Origin of the sequence: Secundilactobacillus angelensis, from assembly GCF_012641075.1 — a bacterium.
Lineage (GTDB): Bacteria > Bacillota > Bacilli > Lactobacillales > Lactobacillaceae > Secundilactobacillus > Secundilactobacillus angelensis.
The window spans coordinates 15,625-36,574 of record NZ_JAAXLJ010000001.1; the positions used below are offsets into that span (position 1 = coordinate 15,625).

Consider the following 20,950-nt stretch of genomic DNA (forward strand, 5'->3'; position numbering starts at 1 on the left):
CAAAAAAATATCGAAAGTCCAAAGGGCTTCCGATATTTTTTAATAGTTGTGTTAGTTGAGGTTATTGTGTTAGTTGTGTTGAATCATTAAACAGTTTCTTTGACTTTTTTGAGCAGTTCTTCAGATTCTTTAGTGATCTGAGTGAGGGTGTGCATGTCACCTTCAAGATCCTTGTAAAGTTGACGATAAAGCTTGTAGAATTTGTTGTAAGCTTCATGCTTCTTTGGATCTGGTTCAATCTTGTCACCAAGAACTTGCCATTTTTGAACGTCATTGACATCCAAGATACCAGTGCCAAGGCCTGCCAGCATGACGTCACCTAAGTTGGCTTCAGCGTTTTCGATTGGTGTCCGAACGGCATAGCCAGTAACATCAGCAAACATTTGAACCCAGTCAGGTGAGTTAGTAACCCCACCCGCAATGACGATGTAGTCGCCAAGGTCGCGGCCGGTTGCTTCCATACTGTGACGTAAAGCGTAGCAAACAGCTTCTTGGAAGGCGTGGAACAAGTGACCCTTGGTGTGAACTAGTGACAGACCAAAGATTGTTCCTTTAGCGTCAGAGTTCCAGACAGGTGCTCGTTCACCCATGAAGTATGGTAAGACAACTAAGCCTTCGCTACCAACAGGGATATCATGGGCTTCTTTGCCTAATGCAACGTAGGCGTTATCGCCACCAGCATTTTGAGCAGCAACTTCTTCGCCACTAAAGACATCACGGAACCACTTGGTAATGGCACCAGCAGTAGCTGAACCGGAGAAGTTGTAAACTAAGTCCTTAGACTTATAAGGATATGGCCATACAATCAAACCTTTACCCTTAATAGGAGTCTTGCTGACAAGCGCTGCGTTCATTGATGAACCAATAGCGGCAACGTAACGGCCGGGTTCAAAGACACCCATCCCAACGTTAGCAGCACCAACATCAACACCACCAGAAACAACTGGCGTGCCAGCCTTCAGACCTAAGTCGGCAGCTGCATCGTCGGTAATTTTACCAACGATGGTCGTTGAATCAACGATTGGTTCTGGCATCATGCTCTCAGGAATGTCCATTGCGTTAAGCAATTCCTTTGACCATGTGTGAGTGTTGATATCATATAAGCCACCTAAATTACCAGCAGCAGTATGGTCGATGGAAACAGCACCAGTTAACTTATAGATGGCATAGTTGCTTGGTGGCAGGAACATGTGGATCTTACGCCAGTTTTCTGGTTCGTGGTTCTTGATCCAGAGAATCTTCGTGTAGCCATAGTATGGGTCAACCACATCGTCACCAGTGATCTCTGTCAACTTTTCAGTAGAGATGTTGGCCTTAACCCATTCAGTTTCTTCTTCAGCACGACGGTCCATCCAAATTAAATCAGGGCGAACAGGGTTCATGTCCTTGTCAACGGGGACACCTGAGCCACCGTATAAACCGCTGATACCTAAACCCTTAATATCCTCGGGAGCGACACCAGCTTTTTTAACAACAGTGCGGATTGAATCTTTAACGCCTTTAACCCAAACGTCTGGCCATTGTTCAGCCCAGAGAGGCTTTGGTGTTAAAACATCATATTCTTCAAGATCTTGAGCAATCAGTTTACCAGTTGTATCCATTAAGATACTCTTAGTACCTGAAGTCCCAATATCTGTACCGATTAAGTATTTCATGGGAATGCTTCCTTTCGTTCGATCATATTTGATGGAGTAGGGAACACGTCTTGTTAAACGGTTGGGCAAGTGAGGCCGACAGCCATCACTATTCATTTAACTTAACATGTTCCGCCAGGCTAAGACGCACACATAAGGTACTTCCGGCAGAAACACCCCATTGCTGGGATGCTGCCGACGCGAGCACCTTATATTTCGGTCTCTAAGCGCCCTGTTAAAAAAATCGTTCTTATTACCAAGCAGTGAAGGCACCGTCAACCAGGTAATCGTCACCAGTTGAGAAGCTGCTGGTATCGCCGGCCAGGTAAACAGCCATGCCTTGTAATTCATCTGGACGACCTAAGCGACCAAGTGGTGCCCAATCGTTCCAAGTCTTGATCAATGGCTTCAATGATTCGGAGCTCAAAGTCAAGTCAGTACCCATGTAACCTGGGCTGATGGTGTTAACACGAACGCCCTTTTTAGCCCATTCAATAGCCAGTGACTTCGACAATTGAATAACACCGTTCTTAGTAGCATTGTAAGAACATTGTGGTTGTGGACGGTTAACAATGTGAGCAGACATTGAAGCGGTGTTCACGATTGAACCCTTGCCTTGCTTGATCATGTAACGGCCAGCAGCTTGTGAGCAAAGGAAGACGGAGTTTAAGTTCAAGTTAACAACCTTCAACCAGTCTTCATATGACATTTCTTCAGCTGGAATGTTTAAGCACATGCCGGCGTTGTTAAATGCGGCATCAAGGCCACCCAATTCTGAAACAACCGTTTCAACCATCTTTTTAACTTGGTCAGGATCGGTAACATCGGTCTTAACAGCGATTGTCTTACGACCAGTGTTCTTTGCAATTTCTTCAGCAGTTGCTTTTGCCTTGTCTTCGTTAATATCAACAATAGCAACATCAGCACCGGCTTCTGCTAAGGCAGTTGCCATTGCCTTTCCTAATCCTTGTGCGCCGCCGGTAACGTAAGCTTTCTTACCGGTCAGGGCCATACGATCTAAAATACCCATATCTGTTCCTCCTCAGGAAAATATAGTGTGATTAAAATTTCGCGGATTTAAAAACGAAAACTATTAAACAAATTCATTTTGTAAAAGCGCTTTATTTAATTCACGACTAATGTAACCCCTTCCAAAATAAATGTCAACACTTTTTGAAAACGTTTTTAAAATTGCAATTTATGCATTATGATGGTAGGTTTTAAATATGACTTAACGGGGGGATGAACGAATGAAACGCGATAATAGCAGACCGTCCGGGCATTACCGGGCGATGTATAAATTAATTTATGAATCAGAAAAAATTTCTAAACAAGAGATTGCAAAGGAAATGGATCTGAGCTTACCAACTGTGACTGCCACCTTACACCAGTTGATGGAAGATGACCAAATTGTGACTGACGGGAAATTTACTTCAAGCGTCGGACGGCGGGCCGTTGTGTATTCACCAAACAATAACAAAGCTTACGCTGTTGGCTTAGAATTATTTGCCAATCATGTGACTGCCACGTTGGTAAACGTATTGTACGACGATTTAGCGTCAGCCACGATTAATTTGCCCTTCACAATTGAGCTAGGGTATTTCCAACAATTAGGTGATTGGCTACGCGGTTTCATAAATGCTCAAAAAGTCCCGCTAGATAAAGTTCGGGGTGTGGGTATTGGCATTCAAGGATTGATATCTTCAGACGGCAAGACGGTGCTATACGGTAAGATTCTGAATTGTACGGGTTTAACTAGTGGGCAATTCGAGCGTGCCATTGGTTTGCCTGTAACCTTATTTCACGATGCGGACTGTGTTGCATTGGCGGAACAGACTTTGTCACATAACCATAAAGACGCCATCTACTTATCAATTGGTGAACATTTAGGCACGGCTATTGTGATTGATGACCATATCTATACGGGTGAAAATGGCCGCAGTGGGACAATGGAACATATCACGCTGAACAGTCAAAACGGCCATAAGTGTTATTGCGGGCGCCGTGGATGTCTGGAAACATACAGTTCTTTGAGCGCACTGCTAAAAGAAAACGAAACGATTCAAAGTTTTATGGAACAAGTTGCGCAAAACGATCGGGAAACGGTTCAGCGTTGGCGAAATTATCTGACTAACTTGGCAGAAGTTATCAATAACCTCCATATGTTTGTTGATAACCGGTTAGTTATAGCTGGGGTGCTGGTCAGATATCTTGACGATGGTGCAGTCGAGTTTATCAATGACCGCATTAAGACTATTACGGCTTTTCCAGAGGATCAGCCCTACGTTGAACGTGGGACAGTAGAGGCACGAGCAGTTTCATATGGTGCTTCGTTGCCAATTATAAAAACGGTTTTAGATAATATCTAATCATTTAAGATGTCCTTTCTAATGATAGAAAGGACTTTTTTGTGTGATCTTTTAAGTTCATTTACTCACAATCAAATTAATTTAAGAAATTTACTAAATTTTTTCAACAGAACAAATACCCTACTGTTAAGCGGTTTCATTCCTGGATTACCGTTATTTATCACAAGTGAAGAAAAAATCTAACTTGCGATTTGAAACCGGTTACAACTATAATGTACAGCAATAAGTAATCTAGTTTTATAAAATGGTTTATTTAATTAGGTTGCTGCAATTATTTTGCTAATTCAAGTACATTTAGGAGGGTTTCCATTGAAAAAGTATATTTCCTACGCCCTTGGTGCTTTCGGCCATGATGCGTTTTACAATACGCTCAGTATCTACTTCATGATGTTTGTTACCAGTCAGTTGTTTACAAACGCTGGTGATGCCAAGATGGTTGGTTTCGTTACAACTTTAATCGTGGTGATTCGGGTCGGTGAAATTATGTTTGATCCAATCATCGGTGGGATTGTTGATAACACCAATACTCGCTGGGGAAAATTCAAGCCTTGGCTCATTGGTGGCTCACTGGTTGCATCCATTGGGTTAATCATGATTTTCTCTGATTTCTTTGGTTTGACGACTAGCAACCCGATGTTATATCTCATTCTGTTTGGGATTGTTTTCATTTTGTTGGATGGTAGTTATTCATTCGCTGACATTTCATTTTGGTCAATGCTACCAGCACTGAGCATGAAGGCTGATGAACGGACCAAGTTTGCGACCTTTGCCCGTTTTGGTTCAACTCTTGGTGCTCAAGGTGTTATTATCATTATCACGCCAGCTATTATCGTATTCTCTCAGCTATTTTCCGGTGCTAAAAATGGTCAACAGACCGCAGCTGGTTGGTTAGGTTACGCAATTGTTGTTGCGGTCCTGTGTGTCGGTGGTGCGACATTGACTTGCCTCAACACCAATGAACAACACAACAAGATTCGTAGCAACACGAAACACACTGGTATTGTTGAAGTCTTTAAAGTTATTGCTCAAAATGACCAGTTATTATGGATTGCTTTAGCTTACTTCCTATTCGCATTTAGCTACGTTGTTAACAACTCACTTCTGATGTATTACTTCCGTTACCGATTAGGCAATGCAGGAGCTTATAGCTGGGTTGGTGTGATTACATGTATCTTAGGTGTTATCTCAGTTGCTTCGTTCCCAAGACTTGAAACATGGATTCACCGTAAAGCAATCTTCTGTGGTGGTATTGGCGTGATGCTATTGGGTTACATTCTCTTCCTATTCGCCGGCACCAGTTTACCACTGGCACTGGTTGCAATTGGGTTGTTATTCTTCCCATACCCATTGATCTTCTTAGCAACGTTAATGGCAATCACTGATAGTGTTGAATACGGTCAATTAAAGAGTGGTCATCGTAACGAATCAGTTACATTATCCATTCGTCCGTTAATTGATAAGTTGTCAGGTGCTATTTCAAATGGTGTTGTCGGTCTGGTTGCCGTTGCAGCTGGAATGACAGGGAACGCCAAACCAGGTGATATTTCATCAGATGGTGTGCTTCATTTCAACACGTTCATGTTCTACATTCCAATGGTATTGTTGGTTATTTCAGCTTTGATCTTCTTTAGCAAAGTTAAGTTATCTGAGACAAAACATGCTCAGATTGTTCATAAGCTTGAAACTAAATTGGATGCAAATGACGATGCTGATGGTGATGCAAACACAGATGGTGGTGCAGTTCCAGAGCAGTCATAGAATTGAAATTGATTTAACACATTTAACATAAATGAAAGCGGTCTCTACTATTTCAGTGGAGACCGCTTTTACTATGTTAGGAATGACAGACTATTTGGGAATTATGAACTGGTTATTCGACTGATGTTACCCAGGAAATAATCATTTGGTGGCACGACGGTGGGTTGATTATTAGTGATAACGTGGAATAATGGGAGTATTGAATAACTACGGGAGGAACGCTCATGAAACACATCGTTACGGGAATTATTGCCCATGTAGATGCAGGCAAGACGACCTTATCTGAAGCATTGCTCTATAAAGCAGGTGCTCTTTCGCAACTGGGTAGGGTTGATAATGGGGATGCGTTTCTTGATCCTGATGATTTGGAGAAAAAACGTGGCATAACGATTTTTTCTCACGAAGCTAATTTACAATATCAACAACTGAATCTCACCTTGCTGGATACTCCAGGACACGCCGATTTCGGTGCACAGACGGAACAGGTACTCAGTGTATTGGATTATGCCATCTTAGTTGTATCGGCCACTGATGGCGTTCAAGGATACACGCGGACACTGTGGCGTTTACTAGACCGGTATCACATTCCAACCTTTATCTTTGTGAACAAGATGGATGCGCCAGGGGTGGAACAAGAAGAGTTGCTGACTCAGCTACAGACAGAATTATCACCTGGCTGTCTGGCTTTTGGCGGTGACAATATTGCTGACAATTACGAAGATATCGCTTTGCAAGATGATGCGGTATTAGATAGTTACGTGGAATCAGACACATTAAGTGATGATGTGATCCGACAGTTGATCAGCCAGCGAAAAGTTTTTCCGACTTATTTTGGTGCGGCCCTCAAGCTAACCGGAGTTGAAACGCTCATGTCTGGCTTGCAACGCTGGACTAACGAAAGACCCAGAGATGACAAGTTTGGTGCTCGGATTTTTAAAGTATCCCACGATGAGAAAGGTGAACGTCTGACTTGGGTTCGCGTCACTGGTGGTGCGCTTCATCCCCGTGATGAAGTTTTGCCGGATCAAAAGATCAACCAGTTACGTCTGTATAACGGCGTTAAATACAGCGTTAGTCAGTCCGTTACTGCTGGCGAAGTTTGTGCTATAACGGGTTTAACTGGGACCCGCCCAGGTCAAGGCTTAGGTAATCTAGCCGAGAGCGAACCACCAGTGTTACAGCCAGTATTAACGTATAAAGTCGATCCAAAAGGTAACGATCTTCATGCTTGTTTGGAGGCTTTACGTCAACTGGGAGACGAAGACCCGCAGTTGCATGTGACTTGGTCTAGTCAGTTGCAGGAGATTCGGGTACAGTTGATGGGTATGATGCAGCTAGAAGTGATTCAACAGTTGCTGCAGCACCAGTTCAACTTGGACGTGTCATTTGATGAAGGCAGCATTCTCTATAAGGAAACAATTACTGATTCAGTAGAAGGAGTTGGGCATTTTGAACCTTTACGGCACTACGCTGAGGTTCATTTGCTCATGGAACCCGCTGAATTGGGTAGTGGCGTTACTTTTGCGACTAACTGCTCACTAGAAGTTCTGGATAAAAACTGGCAGCACCAAATTATGACTAATTTAGCAGCAAAACAGCATTTAGGTGTTTTAATCGGTGCACCGATTACTGACATCAACATCACCTTAATTGGCGGACGAGGTAGTATTGTGCACACGGTTGGTGGCGATTTTAGACAAGCAACGTGGCGAGCTGTTCGCCAAGGGCTCATGATGACGAAGCAGCAAGGGAAGGCACAGTTGTTAGAGCCCTGGTATCAATTTCGGTTAACGGTCACTTCAGATCAAGTTGGTCGTGCTATGAATGATATCCAGCGTATGAGCGGTGAGTTTGAAAGTCCTGATGACACAGGTGGAAACGTAGTCACATTAACTGGTACCGCGCCGGTTGCCGAGATGCAGGGTTACGCTCAAACGGTGAACGCTTATACTCATGGGCAGGGCGAGCTAGAGTGTGTATTTGATGGGTATCAACCCTGCTATAACGCCGATGATGTTATTTCGGCAGCCGGATATGATCCAGTGGCTGATTTAGAAAATACACCAGACTCTGTTTTTTGTGCGCACGGTGCTGGTTATCCCGTGAAGTGGGACCAGTTGCCAGTAATGGCACATTATCCATACGCAAAAAAATGATTAGAAGGAAGACGCCCTTAAGCGGTAATGACGCTTAGGGGTGTTTTTTGAATTTTAAAGGGGATTTCGGGAGATGGGATTCGCACATTGGCCAATATCCTTACATTGAAGGAATTAGTATTAATAAAAGCCAGGTAGCAAAGCAAAAGATTAGGATCAAAATAATGGAGGCTGTCCAAAATAGAGCCTTGTTTTCAGCTCGGTGGCCAAGATGTATCATTACTAGCATAATTAATGTAAATACGAGAATGTATGTGGTCATCGTTGCACTCCTTTGTATCGTAGCGTATCATACAGTGGTTTTTTACACTATTTATTAATGAAGTATTGAGAAATTATTAATTTTAAGAAAACGCTTTAATTACAATACAAATGTGTTAAAATTAAAACAAATAAGAATTATTCTAAAGTATATTATATCTCACATATATAAGGGGGATTTCTGGTATGGCAATTGATTTGAAAGATGTTCAGGCCGTATATAAGGATGCAGGTAGTAATATAATTTTTTCGACGATGGATATGAAGCGTCAAGATCACGATGCTGATTTGGAAATGATTCAAGATCTTGCCGAGCACCTGCCTGCATTTGAAAACTCACTGAACATTCGATATCCCGATGCTGGGTTGGCAGTGGCATTTGGATTGTCACGTAAGGCTTGGGATTATCTTTTTCCAAACGCCAAGCGACCTAAGGAATTAGAAGAGTTCGAACCGGTAGTGGGACCAAAGTATACTGCACCAGCAACGCCAGCGGATCTCTTCTTCCACGTGCGAGCAAAGGATTCCGCGGTTCCATTTGAGTTAATGACCATGGTCATGGAACGGATTCAAGATAATGTAACGGTACTCGATGAAACACACGGTTTCCGTTATTTTGAAGGGCGCGCGATTATTGGTTTCGTGGATGGGACGGAAAATCCAAGTGCCTTAGACACACCTGACTATGCGGTGATTGGTGATGAGGATCCTGATTTCATTAATGGTTCCTACGCTTTTGCTCAAAAATATGCGCATGACATGGAAGCATGGAACAAGCTGAAAACGGAACAGCAGGAACAAGCCATTGGACGCAAGAAGTTTAATGACGTGGAGCTTGAAGACGAACAAAAGGCACCAAATGCCCACAACATCGCTTCTCAAGATAATGAGGGCGGTGTTGAGCATAAGATTGTGCGGATGAACGTGCCGTTTTCTAACCCTACTGAGGGGGTTAACGGGACCTACTTTATCGGCTATGCCCGTCACTGGACGGTTACCAAACGGATGCTGACAAATATGTTTACCAAGTCGGATCGGCTTTTAGACTTTTCAACTCCCGAAACTGGTGAAGTATTCTTTATCCCATCATTCACTGTTCTTGGTAAGATTGCAGATGGTGAGGATTTTTAAATTTGAGATATGGATTGAAGCCAATCATTGTTTGATTGGCTTTTTTAGGTGATACAGGTGGAAGAGAAAATAAGTTTAGGAGTGGTTGACGGAATCCAAAAACGAGTGAAAATAGTTGACTATGTCTTGTATCCTGCCATAATGACAGCAAATACAAAGCCGTGAGGTGAATACGATGACTAAATTGACGTTGGTGGTTCCCACCTATAATTTGGGTCAATATTTCAATGCGATGCTGAAAACAATTTCTGATCAGACTGCTGACTTCGAGCTATGGCTGGTTGATGATCATTCAACGGATGGTACAGCAGAAAGGGCCGCTGAATTCGTTAGGGGAGTACCGATGTTTCACGTGGAACAATTTGATCGCCATCGAGGAGTTTCAGTGGCACGGAACTTTGGTATCGACCACGCTTCTGGTGATGTGGTGGCTTTTGCTGACGGTGATGATCGGTTACACCCAGATTTCGTCAAGACGCTTGTCAATGGTTTTGATCAGGATACACCGGCAGTAACTGTTGGCTATGAGTGGTGGCATACACCGATGGATCCCCGAGATCATTATGAGACGCTGTCACAACAAACCATGTTTCAGCAAGCCAGTCAACGTGGGTCCGAGATCGGTGGATACATTTGGAATAAGGCTTATTCTTTAGCTGCAATTGAGCGTCGACAATTGCGGTTTGATGAATCCTTATCGATTGCAGAAGATTACTTGTTTACAGCTAGTTTTGTGGCGAATAACCCGGGTATTTATGTGTATGATCCAGCGATCAGGTATACTAAGATCAATCGTCCAAATAGCACGCTGCGTTCGCGAAGTTTCTCAGACAGGCGAGTTGAAGAGCAAGTATTCCAGCGTATTTATCAAATGGGAAGGCAACTATAACTGTCGAGGTATGACTGGAGGTGTCCCATGACAGAGAGTAGTATCATGCAACTAAGAGTTACACTGAAGGACGTGAAGCCCGATACTTGGCGGCGGATTTTTGTTCCGACCAGTATTCGCTATGATCAGCTTCACGCCATTATCCAGGTTTTATTTGGGTGGACAAACAGTCACTTACACAGCTTCACGCCGGTCAATGAACCCGCAACCGAATATGGCATCATCATGCCTGATCTTGATATGGGTGATGGCATGTTGAATGAAAATGAACACTTTGCCTATCCAGATCTTGAGAAAGGGAATGTGACATACATTTACGATTTTGGTGCTAGCTGGACACATCAAATTGAACTAGAAAAAATGGTGACAATGGCAGAATTTATCCATGCTAAGCATCATCAATTACCAGTGGTGATAGCTGGGCGTGGCCCAGAGCGAATCGAAGCAACCGGAGATCGCGGTAGGGCGTTCAACGCCAGAAATATTAATGGACTGTTCGCTGAATTTGCTGGTAGCTGGGATGAAGCCTATTAAGCTAATGCACGTCTGTAGATGGATGCAGACGTGTTTTTTATATGGGACGATTTAATTCAATCTCTTCTTAAACCTTTCTCAACTTTCTTTTTGGCTTTAATTAAGTTCTAGATTTTATACTGATTTTAGTTTCAAAGATAAGGAGTGTGAAGTATATGCTACTTGACCACGATTCTAAAATGATTAACATTGTTGCGGCACAGATTACGAAGGTCTTCTATCCCTTTGTAATCGCGAAAACCGAAAACGGCGACTATCTCCATATCAATCTCTCTGATAACGAACGCGACGATCCTTTATTTTGGGACGAATTGCGAAGTATATTGAATGCAAGAATATGGGTACCAGTTGGGCGACGGTACCATCAGTTACTGGATAACGGATGGCTGGTTGCAGAGCCACAAACGGATGATGATTGGTTGGTGTCAGAGCCATAATTGAACTTGAAATAAGGACGACGTATCATTGGATGAATACTCTAATGGTACGTTTTTTTGTTGAGTCGAAATCCGACAATCTAGGGCATTAAGTGCTAAGCTAGATACACTTACTATGCTATAATGCCATTAAAATTCAAGTTCGAAAGTTATGGCCATTAGATTGAGAGTGGAATGGAGGGACCATTGTGAAACTAAGTGTCAAGAAGACCTCAGAATTATCAGTACCGGAACTGCTTGAGATCATGAAAGCCCGTGTTAAGGTCTTCGTGGTTGAACAGGAATGTTATTATCAAGAAATTGATGATCAAGATGATAACGCCATTCACATGATTCTGCGTGTGGATGGGAAGTTGGCAGCTTACACCCGTATCTATCGAAATCCTAATCGTAATTATATCAATTTTGGTAGGGTACTAGTGGTCAAAGAATTTCGCAAGCAGCATCTTGGTCGTGAAATTGTCAGCGCCACAATTGAAGAAATCAAGGAAGATTTCCCGGGAAATAATATCAAAATTGCTGGTCAGAGCTATCTGCAAAAGTTTTATGAATCCTTTGGGTTTAAACCAACTTCAGACGTCTATTTAGAAGATGGAATTCCACACATTGATATGGAATTACAAGTAATGGAATAGGGGATACGTAATGAGTGTGATTGTCGATTATATTCAGAAACAGCCACAAGAAATACAACCACAATTAATGAACTTGTACGATCTATTGAAACAGGTTCTGCCAGATGCTGAGGAGAGAATTTCTTACGGGATGCCCACTTTTTTCCAGCCTAAACCGGTAATTTATTTTGGAGCCAGTAAGCACCACATTGGCATTTATCCCACCAATGAAGGAATTTCCTACTTTGCTGCCGAGCTGACGAACTATGTTACCACAAAGGGAAGTTGGCATTTGAGCTATGATGAGCCGCTACCTGAGCAGTTAATCGTTAGAATGGCAAAACATCGTCTTGAAGTCGTTCAGCAAAGCTGAGTGATATTTGCCGATATAAGTGCTGAAACTTCCATTTCTACATTGAATTTACGAGACACAAAAACACCGTCATTTATTAAAAATAGCGGTGTTTTTACAATCTTGTCGTAATTAGTTGCGCAGGCGACGTGTAGATTCGCGTTCAACTGTCTTAAATGGAAGGTATTCCCTCTGAATTGGTTTACCATCTGTCAGATACTTGATACCAGCTAATCCCATTTCATAAAAGGATTGGCTAATACTGGTAATTCGCGGTCGAACCATATCTACCAGTTCTGTTCCGTCGAAACTGACAAGACTAATATCATCTGGAACTTTGAGGCCGGATTCCGTAATGGCGTTGAGCATGCTAATTGCTGTGAGGTCGCTGGCGCAAATTACACAGGTAATTTCTCGATTCTTAGCAAAAAGTTTCCAAGCGCTGTCACCATCGGCATAGGTACAGGTTCCGTATTGAATCCAGGTTTGGCTTACTTTTAAATGATGATCGGCCATGCACTGCAAATAGCCTGCAATCCGCTGGCTAATCGCACCATTTGAAGGGACTCCCGCTATTCCGATTTTTGTGTGGCCTTTATCAATCATGAGTTGAGTCGCTGAGTAGCCCATTTGATAGTTGTCAGAAGTGACGAAGGGGATGACACCGTCCTTAACAGAGGTGGACAGACAAATGCTGGGGATACTGGTGCTATCAAGAATTGACAGGACTTCATCATCAAGTTCCAATGAGACCAGAATAATACCCATTACCGCACGTTCAATCACGGTTCTAATGGCTTTAAGCTGTGACTGTTCATTGCGAGTTCCTGCATGAAGGATAAATACGTTAAGGTCATCTTCATCAGCTGTTGATTCAATGGCATCAATGATATGCTCGCTAAAGTTGGATTTAGTGTTAGATACGATAACTGCAACAATGCGGCTTTTCTGATTGACTAAGTCAGCGGCGGAGGTATTGCGGACATAGCCCATTTTATTAGCAGTTTCAGTGACCCGTTTAACGGTCTGACTGCTGTGCTGACCTTTCTTATGAAGGATTCGTGAGACTGTCGCAACAGAGAGTTGGGTCGTTTTAGCAATGTCTTTAATTGTGACTCTGTCATCTAATGTCATGTCGTCAGTCCTCGAAAAAAGTCTCTAGTTTTATTATCGACCTTAAAACGCGGAAATAGTAGGGATTTAACGTAATTAACATATTCTAATTTGGAGAAAGCCCCTTGATATGAAGAAAACAGAGTTGTTGTTATAAAATGTTTCATGTGGAACATTTTTGATTATGAGATAGCAATTTTAAGTTAAAACCTTTATACTTTGGGGTGATTTCGTTGCCTGATTGAATGAAAATTAGATAAATGGGGTATCAATAATGAGTTATAAAGTTGATTTTAAAAATGTCGAGCAAGTTGGTTTAGAAACGTCACCAGTCGCACCAGCGTTAGCAGGTTTACGAGCCAATGAAGCGCGCTATTTTTGGAACAAGTATAAACATGAATACGTGACTGAACCAGCACGAGATCATCCAGAACTAGTGGCATATGTGAATGACGTCCTAGCAGAACGAGATTTAAAGATCCAATCTAAGCCACTGGAAGTCGCGCAGTTTGAAGTTGAGGGAACTAAGTGGACCTATGTTTTCTACGAAAGTGGGTTAGCTATTAACGTGATGTATGCTTTAGATCCAGACGGTAAGCGTGCGGTTGGGTTTAAACTTTCGGATGGTATGGAAGTACCGGAAGAACTAGCTGATAAATTTAAATTTGCACGTCAGCGGTCCAAGCTAGCAGGGACTATTCGTGGGAGTTATTTTAAAATTAAACAAGAGCATTAATAAAACGTCAACTCAGGTTCAACCTGAATTGACGTTTTTTGGTATTACTTTATTGCTTGAACATCATGTTTGTCTGCGGTGATAAAGGTCCCGTTTGCTAGTTGCAAACGCACTTTATTTCCTCGAATTGAGATAGTTTTAATTTTCAAAACTTTCTTTGCTCGATAGTGTTTAGACTTGTGTGTGGCGTTGAAGTCACGGTACGCATTAATCCCATGGGAATTAATGACTTTAACTTGATGGGGCTTAGTTGTGTACTCAGCAGCTGTAACATAGTGTTTGTTGCCGGTGATATAACCAACCTGGTTAAACGTAGCGGACTTTTTATTTATATCTTTTACTTTATAACGGTAACCTTGCTTGGTATTAACCCGCTTTAGGAAACTAAATTGCGCCCATTTTTGCTGTTTCACAGTTTTAAACCAATTTAGTCGATTCCTTTTGGCAAAGGTAGTATTTTTGTAGAAACCAATTTTCTTCATGGCATACCACTTGTGTCCCTTAACCTCGGTTTTGAGGCTGCTGTGACCATGATCTGGTTTATCAGTTCCTGGAGCAGTGTTATTGGAGTTTCCAGATTGGTCAGGTTTGTTCACGTCAGAGTGATTGCCATCTTCAGAGTTAGTCGACTGGTGATTGTCATGGTTGCTGTTGCTGTTACTGTTAGTGTCACCCTGGCCCGTTCCCGGCTGAGTACCATCGGAGTTACCTGGTTGGTTAGGCTTGTTTCCATCTGAGTGATTGCCGTTATCAGATCCAGTATTATTGCTTGCATCGGCATCATCTTGGCCAGCGGTTTTATTAATTAAATCAACCAGAATTTCTTTACCCTTATCGCTCCCGACCATTGCTTCGGCGATTTTCACTGGGGTAGTGGACTTGCTAGCTTTGTTAAATTTAATGTGCGCTAGTGGGCCATTTTTAGGCTGATTTTCAAACCCTAAAGTGAGTGTGAGAACCCCATTCTCAACGGTTTGGCGGAGAATCGAAGTTCCTTTTTGTGTCACAATCTTGTCGACAGTTCGACCTGCTAAATTGATTCGTAAGTCTGCTGATCGTAGTTGATTTTCTGCTTTAGTTTTCAACAAAATTTGTGCTTGATTAGGTGTTGATTTCAAGGTAACTGTTTCAACATTTCGGTGTTTTTTAGCAAGCTCAGTTTGTGCCAGAAATGCTGAAGAATCGAAAACTTTACCAGTCATTGATTTTGGCTGTTGAACTTGAAGCGCATGTAAGATCAATGAGCTAATATCGGCATTGCTACCACCATGGAGACGTCGGCCACTATCAATGGTTTCACCACCAAGACCAATAAAAATGTTGGTATTCGGAGCCTCTGTATTTTGACCATGATCAGTTTTCCAACCACCATGATCGGCATTAGCAATCACTAAGGTATCGTGTGAGTGTCCGGTAGCTTCCAGCTTGTCCATGACTTTTTTGAACAGGTCATCGTACTTGGCGTAATTTGCCCAGTAAGCATCATTGAACCAGCCGTTACCATGTCCCTGGTGATCCATTTGATCACTCTGCATGTAAGTGAGGGCAGTGTTATTGAAGTCATTTGTTCCAATGTAGTTAGCGACATCGTCAAATGACTTCCAAGCGACTGAACCATTTTTATCCACTGTGGCGTCTGGTTCTGTGATCCCGTTTAAAATGTTACCCCATTCAGAAAATGCTGCAGCACTCTGGTTGGGATTTGCCGCTTGTAATACCTTGAAAACGGATGGAAATTGAGGTGTTGCTTTCCCAAAGTCATTGAAATAATACTGCCCTGAAGAGGCGTTGGTGTATTGATAATCCGTTGGTAAGTCCTTCCAAGGGAGGCCATGAAGCATGGAGATGTAGTTTTGGGCCGAAATCGTTGGTACTACCGCCTCGGCTGTTGTGCTCATTGCAAAACGCTTATTGAATAGATCCATCGTGTAAGTATTTTGCCGCTTCTTGAGGATAGCAGGGTTAGTCGTCCATTGGGGATCGGTGTTGTTATCCTTAGCATAGTACATCCCATTTGGATCCCAAGGGTTGCCACCGCCATCAGTAGTCAAAACAATCACGTGCTTATAGGGCCGGATAACCGCATCTTTCGCAACTTCTGCTCTTTTGTCGGCGGGGGCTAAGGCGATATCTCCAGCCCCAATGATCCCGTCACCGTTGTAGTCATTGGTTTCCTGGCTGTGGATGTTGACGGATTGGGTGTTACTAGACATTTGGACGTTAGAAACTGGTTTGCCATTCATAGAGGCTTTGATGTTTTGAATTTTAAATTGAGCAGTGGTTGATTGGCCTGGGGCTAAAGATTTAGCTTTGAACTTGATATTAGCTAATCGGGTTTGACCGTAATTTTTAAAGTCTGCTGTTGATAGATCCCGGTTAGTTTCAAAGTGTAACAGACCATCTTTAACTTTCTTCACAGTGGACCTTTGACCGTTCAAAATATCAACATAGTCAAATTTATCTGCGTCGTAAGCAACATCGTAACTGACCGTATCAATATCGCCGGTGCTATTCTGTTTCGTATGCACGTTTAAGTCGTAGGCATGACCAGCAACCACTTCGGCGGGACCGACAAGACGTGATTCAAAGGACTGTTCTACATTTTCAGATGTTTTGGTGACAAGAGATTGAGCGGTGTTGTTTAAATTAGCGACTTCACTATCACTCAAAGCGTGGTCATAAAGGCGTGCAGTCCGGACTCGACCGTTCATAAATGATTCCACGCCACCGTCGGATTTACTGTCACCGCCGATAACCAAATTATGGGCTTTATCTCCTTGGGCCCATTTAATATCGCCATTCGTGATTGGCTTTTGATCGATCAGTTTTCCGTTCACGTAAAGTTTAACGGCGTGGCCTTTTTTATCGAATACCCCAACGGCGTGGATCCACTTACCCGTTTTCAGAGGAGTGCTAGGTTGACGATAAGTACCGTCTACATGGGCGAAGAAGGTTAATTTACCATTATCGACCCCAATGCCGACACCGCCACCTTGTTGGTTGGAGAAAATATCTCGCTCACCTGAAAGGGGTGCATTCTGGTTATATTTGAAGAAGGCTTCCATTGTGAGTCCATTTTCTAAATCTTTATATTGATCAGCTGACACTGGTGTTTTAAAAGCTGTGGAACCAGTCATTATCGCCACATTTCCTTTAATATCTGGACTGTTGGCAATGATAGGGCGGCCAACCATATCAAAGGATTTAAATTGGCCTTGTGTATCCAGTACGCCGAGACCTTCAAAGCTAAAATCAGCATAGCTTTTTGGTAAGTCAGTTGGCTGCACAGCTCGGCTAGCTGTTGTTACCGGATCAGTTGCAGCGGCTGCTGTAACTGAAGGAACGGCAACTGACATTAATGTTGCTGAACATAATAGGACACTCGCAATAACTCGGGGTTTCAAATCAATCAACTCCATCTCTAATTTTGTAACACAACGTTACGAAATTAGATTATCAATCGCGTGTAAAAATTTGAGTGATAATTGTAAAAGCGCTGTATGAGTTTAGTAGTTTTTTAGCTGATTTATAGAATAAGTGCAATATTCAAGTGTGATTTTAGATACTTAAACCTGCAAGACCACCGTTGTTATCAACTCTGTGATATGGTACCTGATCAAACCCAGTCATACGGATGGGTGAGGGTGGCTTGAGGAAGCTTTAATTAGGGCCCAGTCAAAATGATTTTTAGACGCAAACAAGCCCAACCACTAAAACTGTGATTGGGCTCATTTTATTAATAAATATCCGCTACCTGTGCTTGGGCGACTTCGTGGGCCATGAAGTCATCGTAGGTGGTATCGGCACGGTCAACGACACCTTTAGGACCAACTTCTACAATGTGGTTGGCAATGGTTTGAATGAACTCGTGGTCATGGCTGGTAAAGACCATAGAGCCACTAAAATCAATCAACGCATCGTTTAAACTCGTGATACTTTCCAAGTCTAAATGATTGGTGGGATCATCCAGTAAAAGGACGTTGGCTTTGCTAAGCATCAGCTTGGAGAGATAGCTACGAACCTTCTCACCACCAGAAAGAACGGGAACTTCTTTTAGAACTTCGTCACCTTTGAAGAGCATTTGACCAAGGAAGCCACGAAGGAAGGTGTTATCACTTTCTTCTTTGCTGGCATATTGACGAAGCCATTCCAGGATATTTAATTTATCGTTACTAAACTCTGGGTTTAAGTCCTTAGGCATGTAAGCACGGTTAGTGGTGACACCCCAAGTGATTGAACCTGTATCAGGTTCCAGGGTACCGGCCAGCAATTGCATCAGAACGCTAGTGGTAACATCAGAACGAGAAATCAGGGCAGCTTTATCACCAGGACGGAGAATGAAGCTGACGTTTTTCAAGATTTGATGACCATCAATAGCTTTGCTGACGTTTTCGACCCGTAAAAAGTCGTTTCCAAGTTCACGTTCGGGTGTGAATTTGATAAATGGATACTTCCGTGAACTAGGTTTAATGTCGTCTAGGGTAATCTTATCAAGTTGCTTTTTCCGAGAAGTCGCTTGTTTCGACTTTGAGGCGTTTGCTGAGAAACGGGCGATAAAGTCTTGCAGCTGTTTGATTTGTTCTTCCTTCTTAGAATTAGCTTGGTTTCGTAGTTTTAATGCTAGTTCTGAACTTTGCAGCCAGAAGTCATAATTACCAACAAAGAGTTGGATTTTACCGAAGTCCACATCACACATGTGCGTACATACAGCGTTCAAGAAGTGTCGGTCATGGCTGACAACTAAGACGGTGTTTTCATAGTCAGCAAGAAAGTTTTCTAACCAGCTGATAGTAATTGGATCCAGACCGTTGGTAGGTTCGTCTAACAGCAATACATCTGGCTTACCAAACAACGCCTGTGCCAGTAATACTTTGATTTTTTGACTTTCTGGCAGATCTTTCATTAATGATTGATGTTGATCTTCTGGAATGCCCATGGATTGTAGTAATTGACTAGCATCACTTTCAGCGTTCCAGCCGTCCATTTCAGCAAATTCACCTTCAAGTTCAGCGGCTTTGATACCATCTTCGTCGCTAAAATCGGGTTTTGCATACAGTGCGTCCTTTTCAGTCATGACCTGGTACAGGTGTTCATGCCCCTGAAGCACGGTATTTAGGATGGTTTGATCGTCAAAAGCAAAGTGATCTTGCTTTAAACTACTCATCCGCTCATTAGGTCCCATTGAGATTGTCCCAGTAGTGGGTGTCAATTGACCCTCTAAAATTTTAAGAAAAGTTGACTTGCCGGCCCCGTTAGCACCAATAATGCCGTAACAGTTGCCAGGAGTAAACTTTAAATTAACGTCATCATACAGTTTGCGGTCCGAGAAACTCATGGACACATTGGTTACAGTTAACAAGTTAGTACCTCACTTTTTTATTGTCGAAATCGGGAAATGAGAATCAGTTTCTATATAGTATCAGATTTATTGGGTAGTTTCCATCTAAGAGTGGTGGGAAATATACTTATTGCTCAAAAAAGCACCCCTAGATTGATACGTCTGGGAGTGCACGATATTTAATTTAAGAGGTAATTAATCTGCAGTTTTTTTAGCAGCTTCTTTGTCAGCTTCCTTATGCCGCATTTCCATTTCAATCTCTTCCAAGGACTTCCCACGGGTTTCGGGAACAGCAAAGATAACGAAGAAGATTGAAAGGATGGCAAAGAAACCAAAGACAGCAAACGGACCACCGACATTGTTGTGGAAAGCGCCCAGCAGAACTAAGAAGAATTGCGAAACAATAAAGTTACCAATCCAGTTAGCAGCTGAACCAATTGAGTTACCAACTCCACGGACGTTCAGTGGGAAAATTTCACCAATCATTAACCAGCAGATTGGGCCCCATGATACCGCGAAGCCAAAAATGTAGATTGCAATCAGAATCATGGTAGGGACAGCGGCTGCCTTCACACTTAAAGTGAAGTTTAAGAATGAAAGTACAATGATTGAAACAGCCATGACGACCGAGCCAAACAGCAAGATAGTTCGACGGTTGAACTTATCCATGATGTTGTAAGCAAGCACCGTGCACAAGAAGTTAACGATACCAATACCGACGGAGATCCAAATTGCGTCGCCATCTGCAAAGCCAAATCCCTTAATGAAGACTTGTGGTAAGAAGTAGATAACCGAGTTAATCCCAACTAATTGCTGCAACAGCATTAAACCAATGGCAACTAAAACAGCTGGACGAGCGAAGGTCATTAATTCGTGAAGACCGCCCTTTGGTTGATTAGCAACCGCTTGAATATCAGCTAATTCTTTATCAGGATCTTCATCAGTCTTAGCACGTAAGTCGTGCAGGACTTCTTTAGCTTCATCAACTTTACCCATTTCAACCAAGTATCTTGGTGATTCTGGTAAGACTAATGAACCGACAAACAAACAGATAGCAGGGATCAATGCTGACCCTAACATCCACCGCCAGTCACGGATTCCTAACAAATTATGCCCGAGAAAACCTAAGTTTGAGACGTAGGCTAATAGGATACCTAAAGTAACCATCAGTTGGAACATGGTCCCAAGTGAACCACGGTGAGGCGCATCAGCGAGTTCAGCTAGGTAGGCTGGTGTTAATGCCGAAGCAGAACCAACGGCAAACCCTAGAATGATTCGAGCGACAATCATTGAGACGAATCCTGAAGCAGTCATTGATAGTCCTGAACCAAGTAGGAATAGGATAGAAGCAACTAGCAAAAGCCGCTTCCGCCCGAATTTATCCGACAAAGATCCAATTGACAATGCACCAACTGAGGAACCAATCAAAACAGATGAAGTAATGAAACCCGTCTGTTCAATGTTTAGACTGAAATCGGACTCAATCAGTGATGAAGCACCCGAAATGATCCCGGTATCAAAGCCAAATAAGAGTCCACCCAGTGCGCCGAATGTAAAAATAAAATAAGTACTCAAATGACGTACACGCACGATAATCTCTCCTAACTTATGATAATAGCTTTTTGACA

The 20,950-nt window shown here is 42.6% G+C and carries 16 protein-coding genes; 10 read left to right on the forward strand and 6 right to left on the reverse strand.

All coding sequences use genetic code 11. The annotated features are described in order from the left end of the window. Positions 1-86: 86 nt before the first annotated feature. Positions 87-1,655 carry an FGGY-family carbohydrate kinase gene (locus HC026_RS00080; protein ID WP_168923939.1) on the reverse strand — a complete coding sequence of 523 codons (1,569 nt, stop codon included), beginning with the start codon at positions 1,653-1,655 and terminating at the stop codon, positions 87-89. Between the two features lie 232 nt (positions 1,656-1,887). Then, positions 1,888-2,664 (reverse strand): SDR family oxidoreductase, encoded by a 777-nt coding sequence (locus HC026_RS00085; protein WP_168923940.1) that lies wholly within the window; start codon positions 2,662-2,664, stop codon positions 1,888-1,890. A 220-nt stretch (positions 2,665-2,884) separates the two neighbouring features. Between HC026_RS00085 and HC026_RS00090 the strand changes: the two genes are divergently transcribed. The 9 genes from HC026_RS00090 to HC026_RS00130 all read left to right on the forward strand — a co-directional run bounded on the left by HC026_RS00090 (position 2,885) and on the right by HC026_RS00130 (position 12,156). Continuing rightward, positions 2,885-4,003, forward strand: a complete 1,119-nt coding sequence (locus HC026_RS00090) for an ROK family transcriptional regulator (protein ID WP_168923941.1) — start codon at positions 2,885-2,887, stop codon at positions 4,001-4,003. A gap of 309 nt (positions 4,004-4,312) precedes the next feature. Further along, on the forward strand, positions 4,313-5,761 hold the full coding sequence (locus tag HC026_RS00095; protein WP_168923942.1) for a glycoside-pentoside-hexuronide (GPH):cation symporter: 1,449 nt from the start codon (positions 4,313-4,315) through the stop codon (positions 5,759-5,761). A gap of 224 nt (positions 5,762-5,985) precedes the next feature. After that, the gene (locus HC026_RS00100; protein WP_168923943.1) at positions 5,986-7,917 is read left to right on the forward strand and encodes an elongation factor G; all 1,932 of its coding nucleotides are present in this window, start codon (positions 5,986-5,988) and stop codon (positions 7,915-7,917) included. Positions 7,918-8,364: 447 nt separating this feature from the next. Beyond that, on the forward strand, positions 8,365-9,309 hold the full coding sequence (locus tag HC026_RS00105) for a Dyp-type peroxidase (protein WP_168923944.1): 945 nt from the start codon (positions 8,365-8,367) through the stop codon (positions 9,307-9,309). A gap of 175 nt (positions 9,310-9,484) precedes the next feature. Beyond that, entirely contained in the window at positions 9,485-10,198 is a 714-nt protein-coding gene (locus HC026_RS00110) for a glycosyltransferase family 2 protein (protein ID WP_168923945.1), read from the forward strand. A 27-nt stretch (positions 10,199-10,225) separates the two neighbouring features. Continuing rightward, positions 10,226-10,732 (forward strand): plasmid pRiA4b ORF-3 family protein, encoded by a 507-nt coding sequence (locus HC026_RS00115; RefSeq protein WP_168923946.1) that lies wholly within the window; start codon positions 10,226-10,228, stop codon positions 10,730-10,732. A 155-nt stretch (positions 10,733-10,887) separates the two neighbouring features. Then, a complete protein-coding gene (locus HC026_RS00120; RefSeq protein ID WP_168923947.1) occupies positions 10,888-11,169 on the forward strand; it encodes a hypothetical protein in 282 nt (93 codons plus the stop codon). Positions 11,170-11,414: 245 nt separating this feature from the next. Further along, a complete protein-coding gene (locus HC026_RS00125) occupies positions 11,415-11,804 on the forward strand; it encodes a GNAT family N-acetyltransferase (protein ID WP_168924090.1) in 390 nt (129 codons plus the stop codon). 10 nt (positions 11,805-11,814) lie between these two features. After that, entirely contained in the window at positions 11,815-12,156 is a 342-nt protein-coding gene (locus tag HC026_RS00130; protein WP_168923948.1) for an iron chaperone, read from the forward strand. Positions 12,157-12,267: 111 nt separating this feature from the next. Here HC026_RS00130 and HC026_RS00135 read toward each other — a convergent pair whose 3' ends face one another. Further along, on the reverse strand, positions 12,268-13,269 hold the full coding sequence (locus tag HC026_RS00135) for a LacI family DNA-binding transcriptional regulator (protein WP_168923949.1): 1,002 nt from the start codon (positions 13,267-13,269) through the stop codon (positions 12,268-12,270). A gap of 253 nt (positions 13,270-13,522) precedes the next feature. Here HC026_RS00135 and HC026_RS00140 point away from each other — a divergent pair, with 253 nt between their 5' ends. Further along, positions 13,523-13,984: a phage tail protein gene (locus tag HC026_RS00140; RefSeq protein ID WP_168923950.1), complete on the forward strand. Its 462-nt coding sequence runs from the start codon at positions 13,523-13,525 to the stop codon at positions 13,982-13,984. A gap of 44 nt (positions 13,985-14,028) precedes the next feature. On the opposite strand, the gene HC026_RS00145 is transcribed toward HC026_RS00140, so the two are convergent. From HC026_RS00145 to HC026_RS00155, 3 genes are all read right to left on the reverse strand, one after another. Next, the gene (locus HC026_RS00145) at positions 14,029-17,388 is read right to left on the reverse strand and encodes a DUF5776 domain-containing protein (RefSeq protein WP_232843540.1); all 3,360 of its coding nucleotides are present in this window, start codon (positions 17,386-17,388) and stop codon (positions 14,029-14,031) included. Between the two features lie 332 nt (positions 17,389-17,720). Continuing rightward, entirely contained in the window at positions 17,721-19,343 is a 1,623-nt protein-coding gene (locus HC026_RS00150; protein WP_168923951.1) for an ABC-F family ATP-binding cassette domain-containing protein, read from the reverse strand. 174 nt (positions 19,344-19,517) lie between these two features. After that, the gene (locus HC026_RS00155; RefSeq protein ID WP_168923952.1) at positions 19,518-20,912 is read right to left on the reverse strand and encodes a sugar porter family MFS transporter; all 1,395 of its coding nucleotides are present in this window, start codon (positions 20,910-20,912) and stop codon (positions 19,518-19,520) included. Positions 20,913-20,950 lie beyond the last annotated feature (38 nt).

What these genes read in the sequence shown, in the direction of transcription:
- HC026_RS00135 (WP_168923949.1), bottom strand. Translation starts at nt 13,269, where the DNA reads ATGACATTAGATGACAGAGTCACAATTAAAGACATTGCTAAAACGACC.
- HC026_RS00120 (WP_168923947.1), top strand. Translation starts at nt 10,888, where the DNA reads ATGCTACTTGACCACGATTCTAAAATGATTAACATTGTTGCGGCACAG.
- HC026_RS00090 (WP_168923941.1), top strand. Translation starts at nt 2,885, where the DNA reads ATGAAACGCGATAATAGCAGACCGTCCGGGCATTACCGGGCGATGTAT.
- HC026_RS00100 (WP_168923943.1), top strand. Translation starts at nt 5,986, where the DNA reads ATGAAACACATCGTTACGGGAATTATTGCCCATGTAGATGCAGGCAAG.
- HC026_RS00105 (WP_168923944.1), top strand. Translation starts at nt 8,365, where the DNA reads ATGGCAATTGATTTGAAAGATGTTCAGGCCGTATATAAGGATGCAGGT.
- HC026_RS00140 (WP_168923950.1), top strand. Translation starts at nt 13,523, where the DNA reads ATGAGTTATAAAGTTGATTTTAAAAATGTCGAGCAAGTTGGTTTAGAA.
- HC026_RS00115 (WP_168923946.1), top strand. Translation starts at nt 10,226, where the DNA reads ATGACAGAGAGTAGTATCATGCAACTAAGAGTTACACTGAAGGACGTG.
- HC026_RS00125 (WP_168924090.1), top strand. Translation starts at nt 11,415, where the DNA reads ATGAAAGCCCGTGTTAAGGTCTTCGTGGTTGAACAGGAATGTTATTAT.
- HC026_RS00080 (WP_168923939.1), bottom strand. Translation starts at nt 1,655, where the DNA reads ATGAAATACTTAATCGGTACAGATATTGGGACTTCAGGTACTAAGAGT.
- HC026_RS00110 (WP_168923945.1), top strand. Translation starts at nt 9,485, where the DNA reads ATGACTAAATTGACGTTGGTGGTTCCCACCTATAATTTGGGTCAATAT.
- HC026_RS00085 (WP_168923940.1), bottom strand. Translation starts at nt 2,664, where the DNA reads ATGGGTATTTTAGATCGTATGGCCCTGACCGGTAAGAAAGCTTACGTT.
- HC026_RS00130 (WP_168923948.1), top strand. Translation starts at nt 11,815, where the DNA reads ATGAGTGTGATTGTCGATTATATTCAGAAACAGCCACAAGAAATACAA.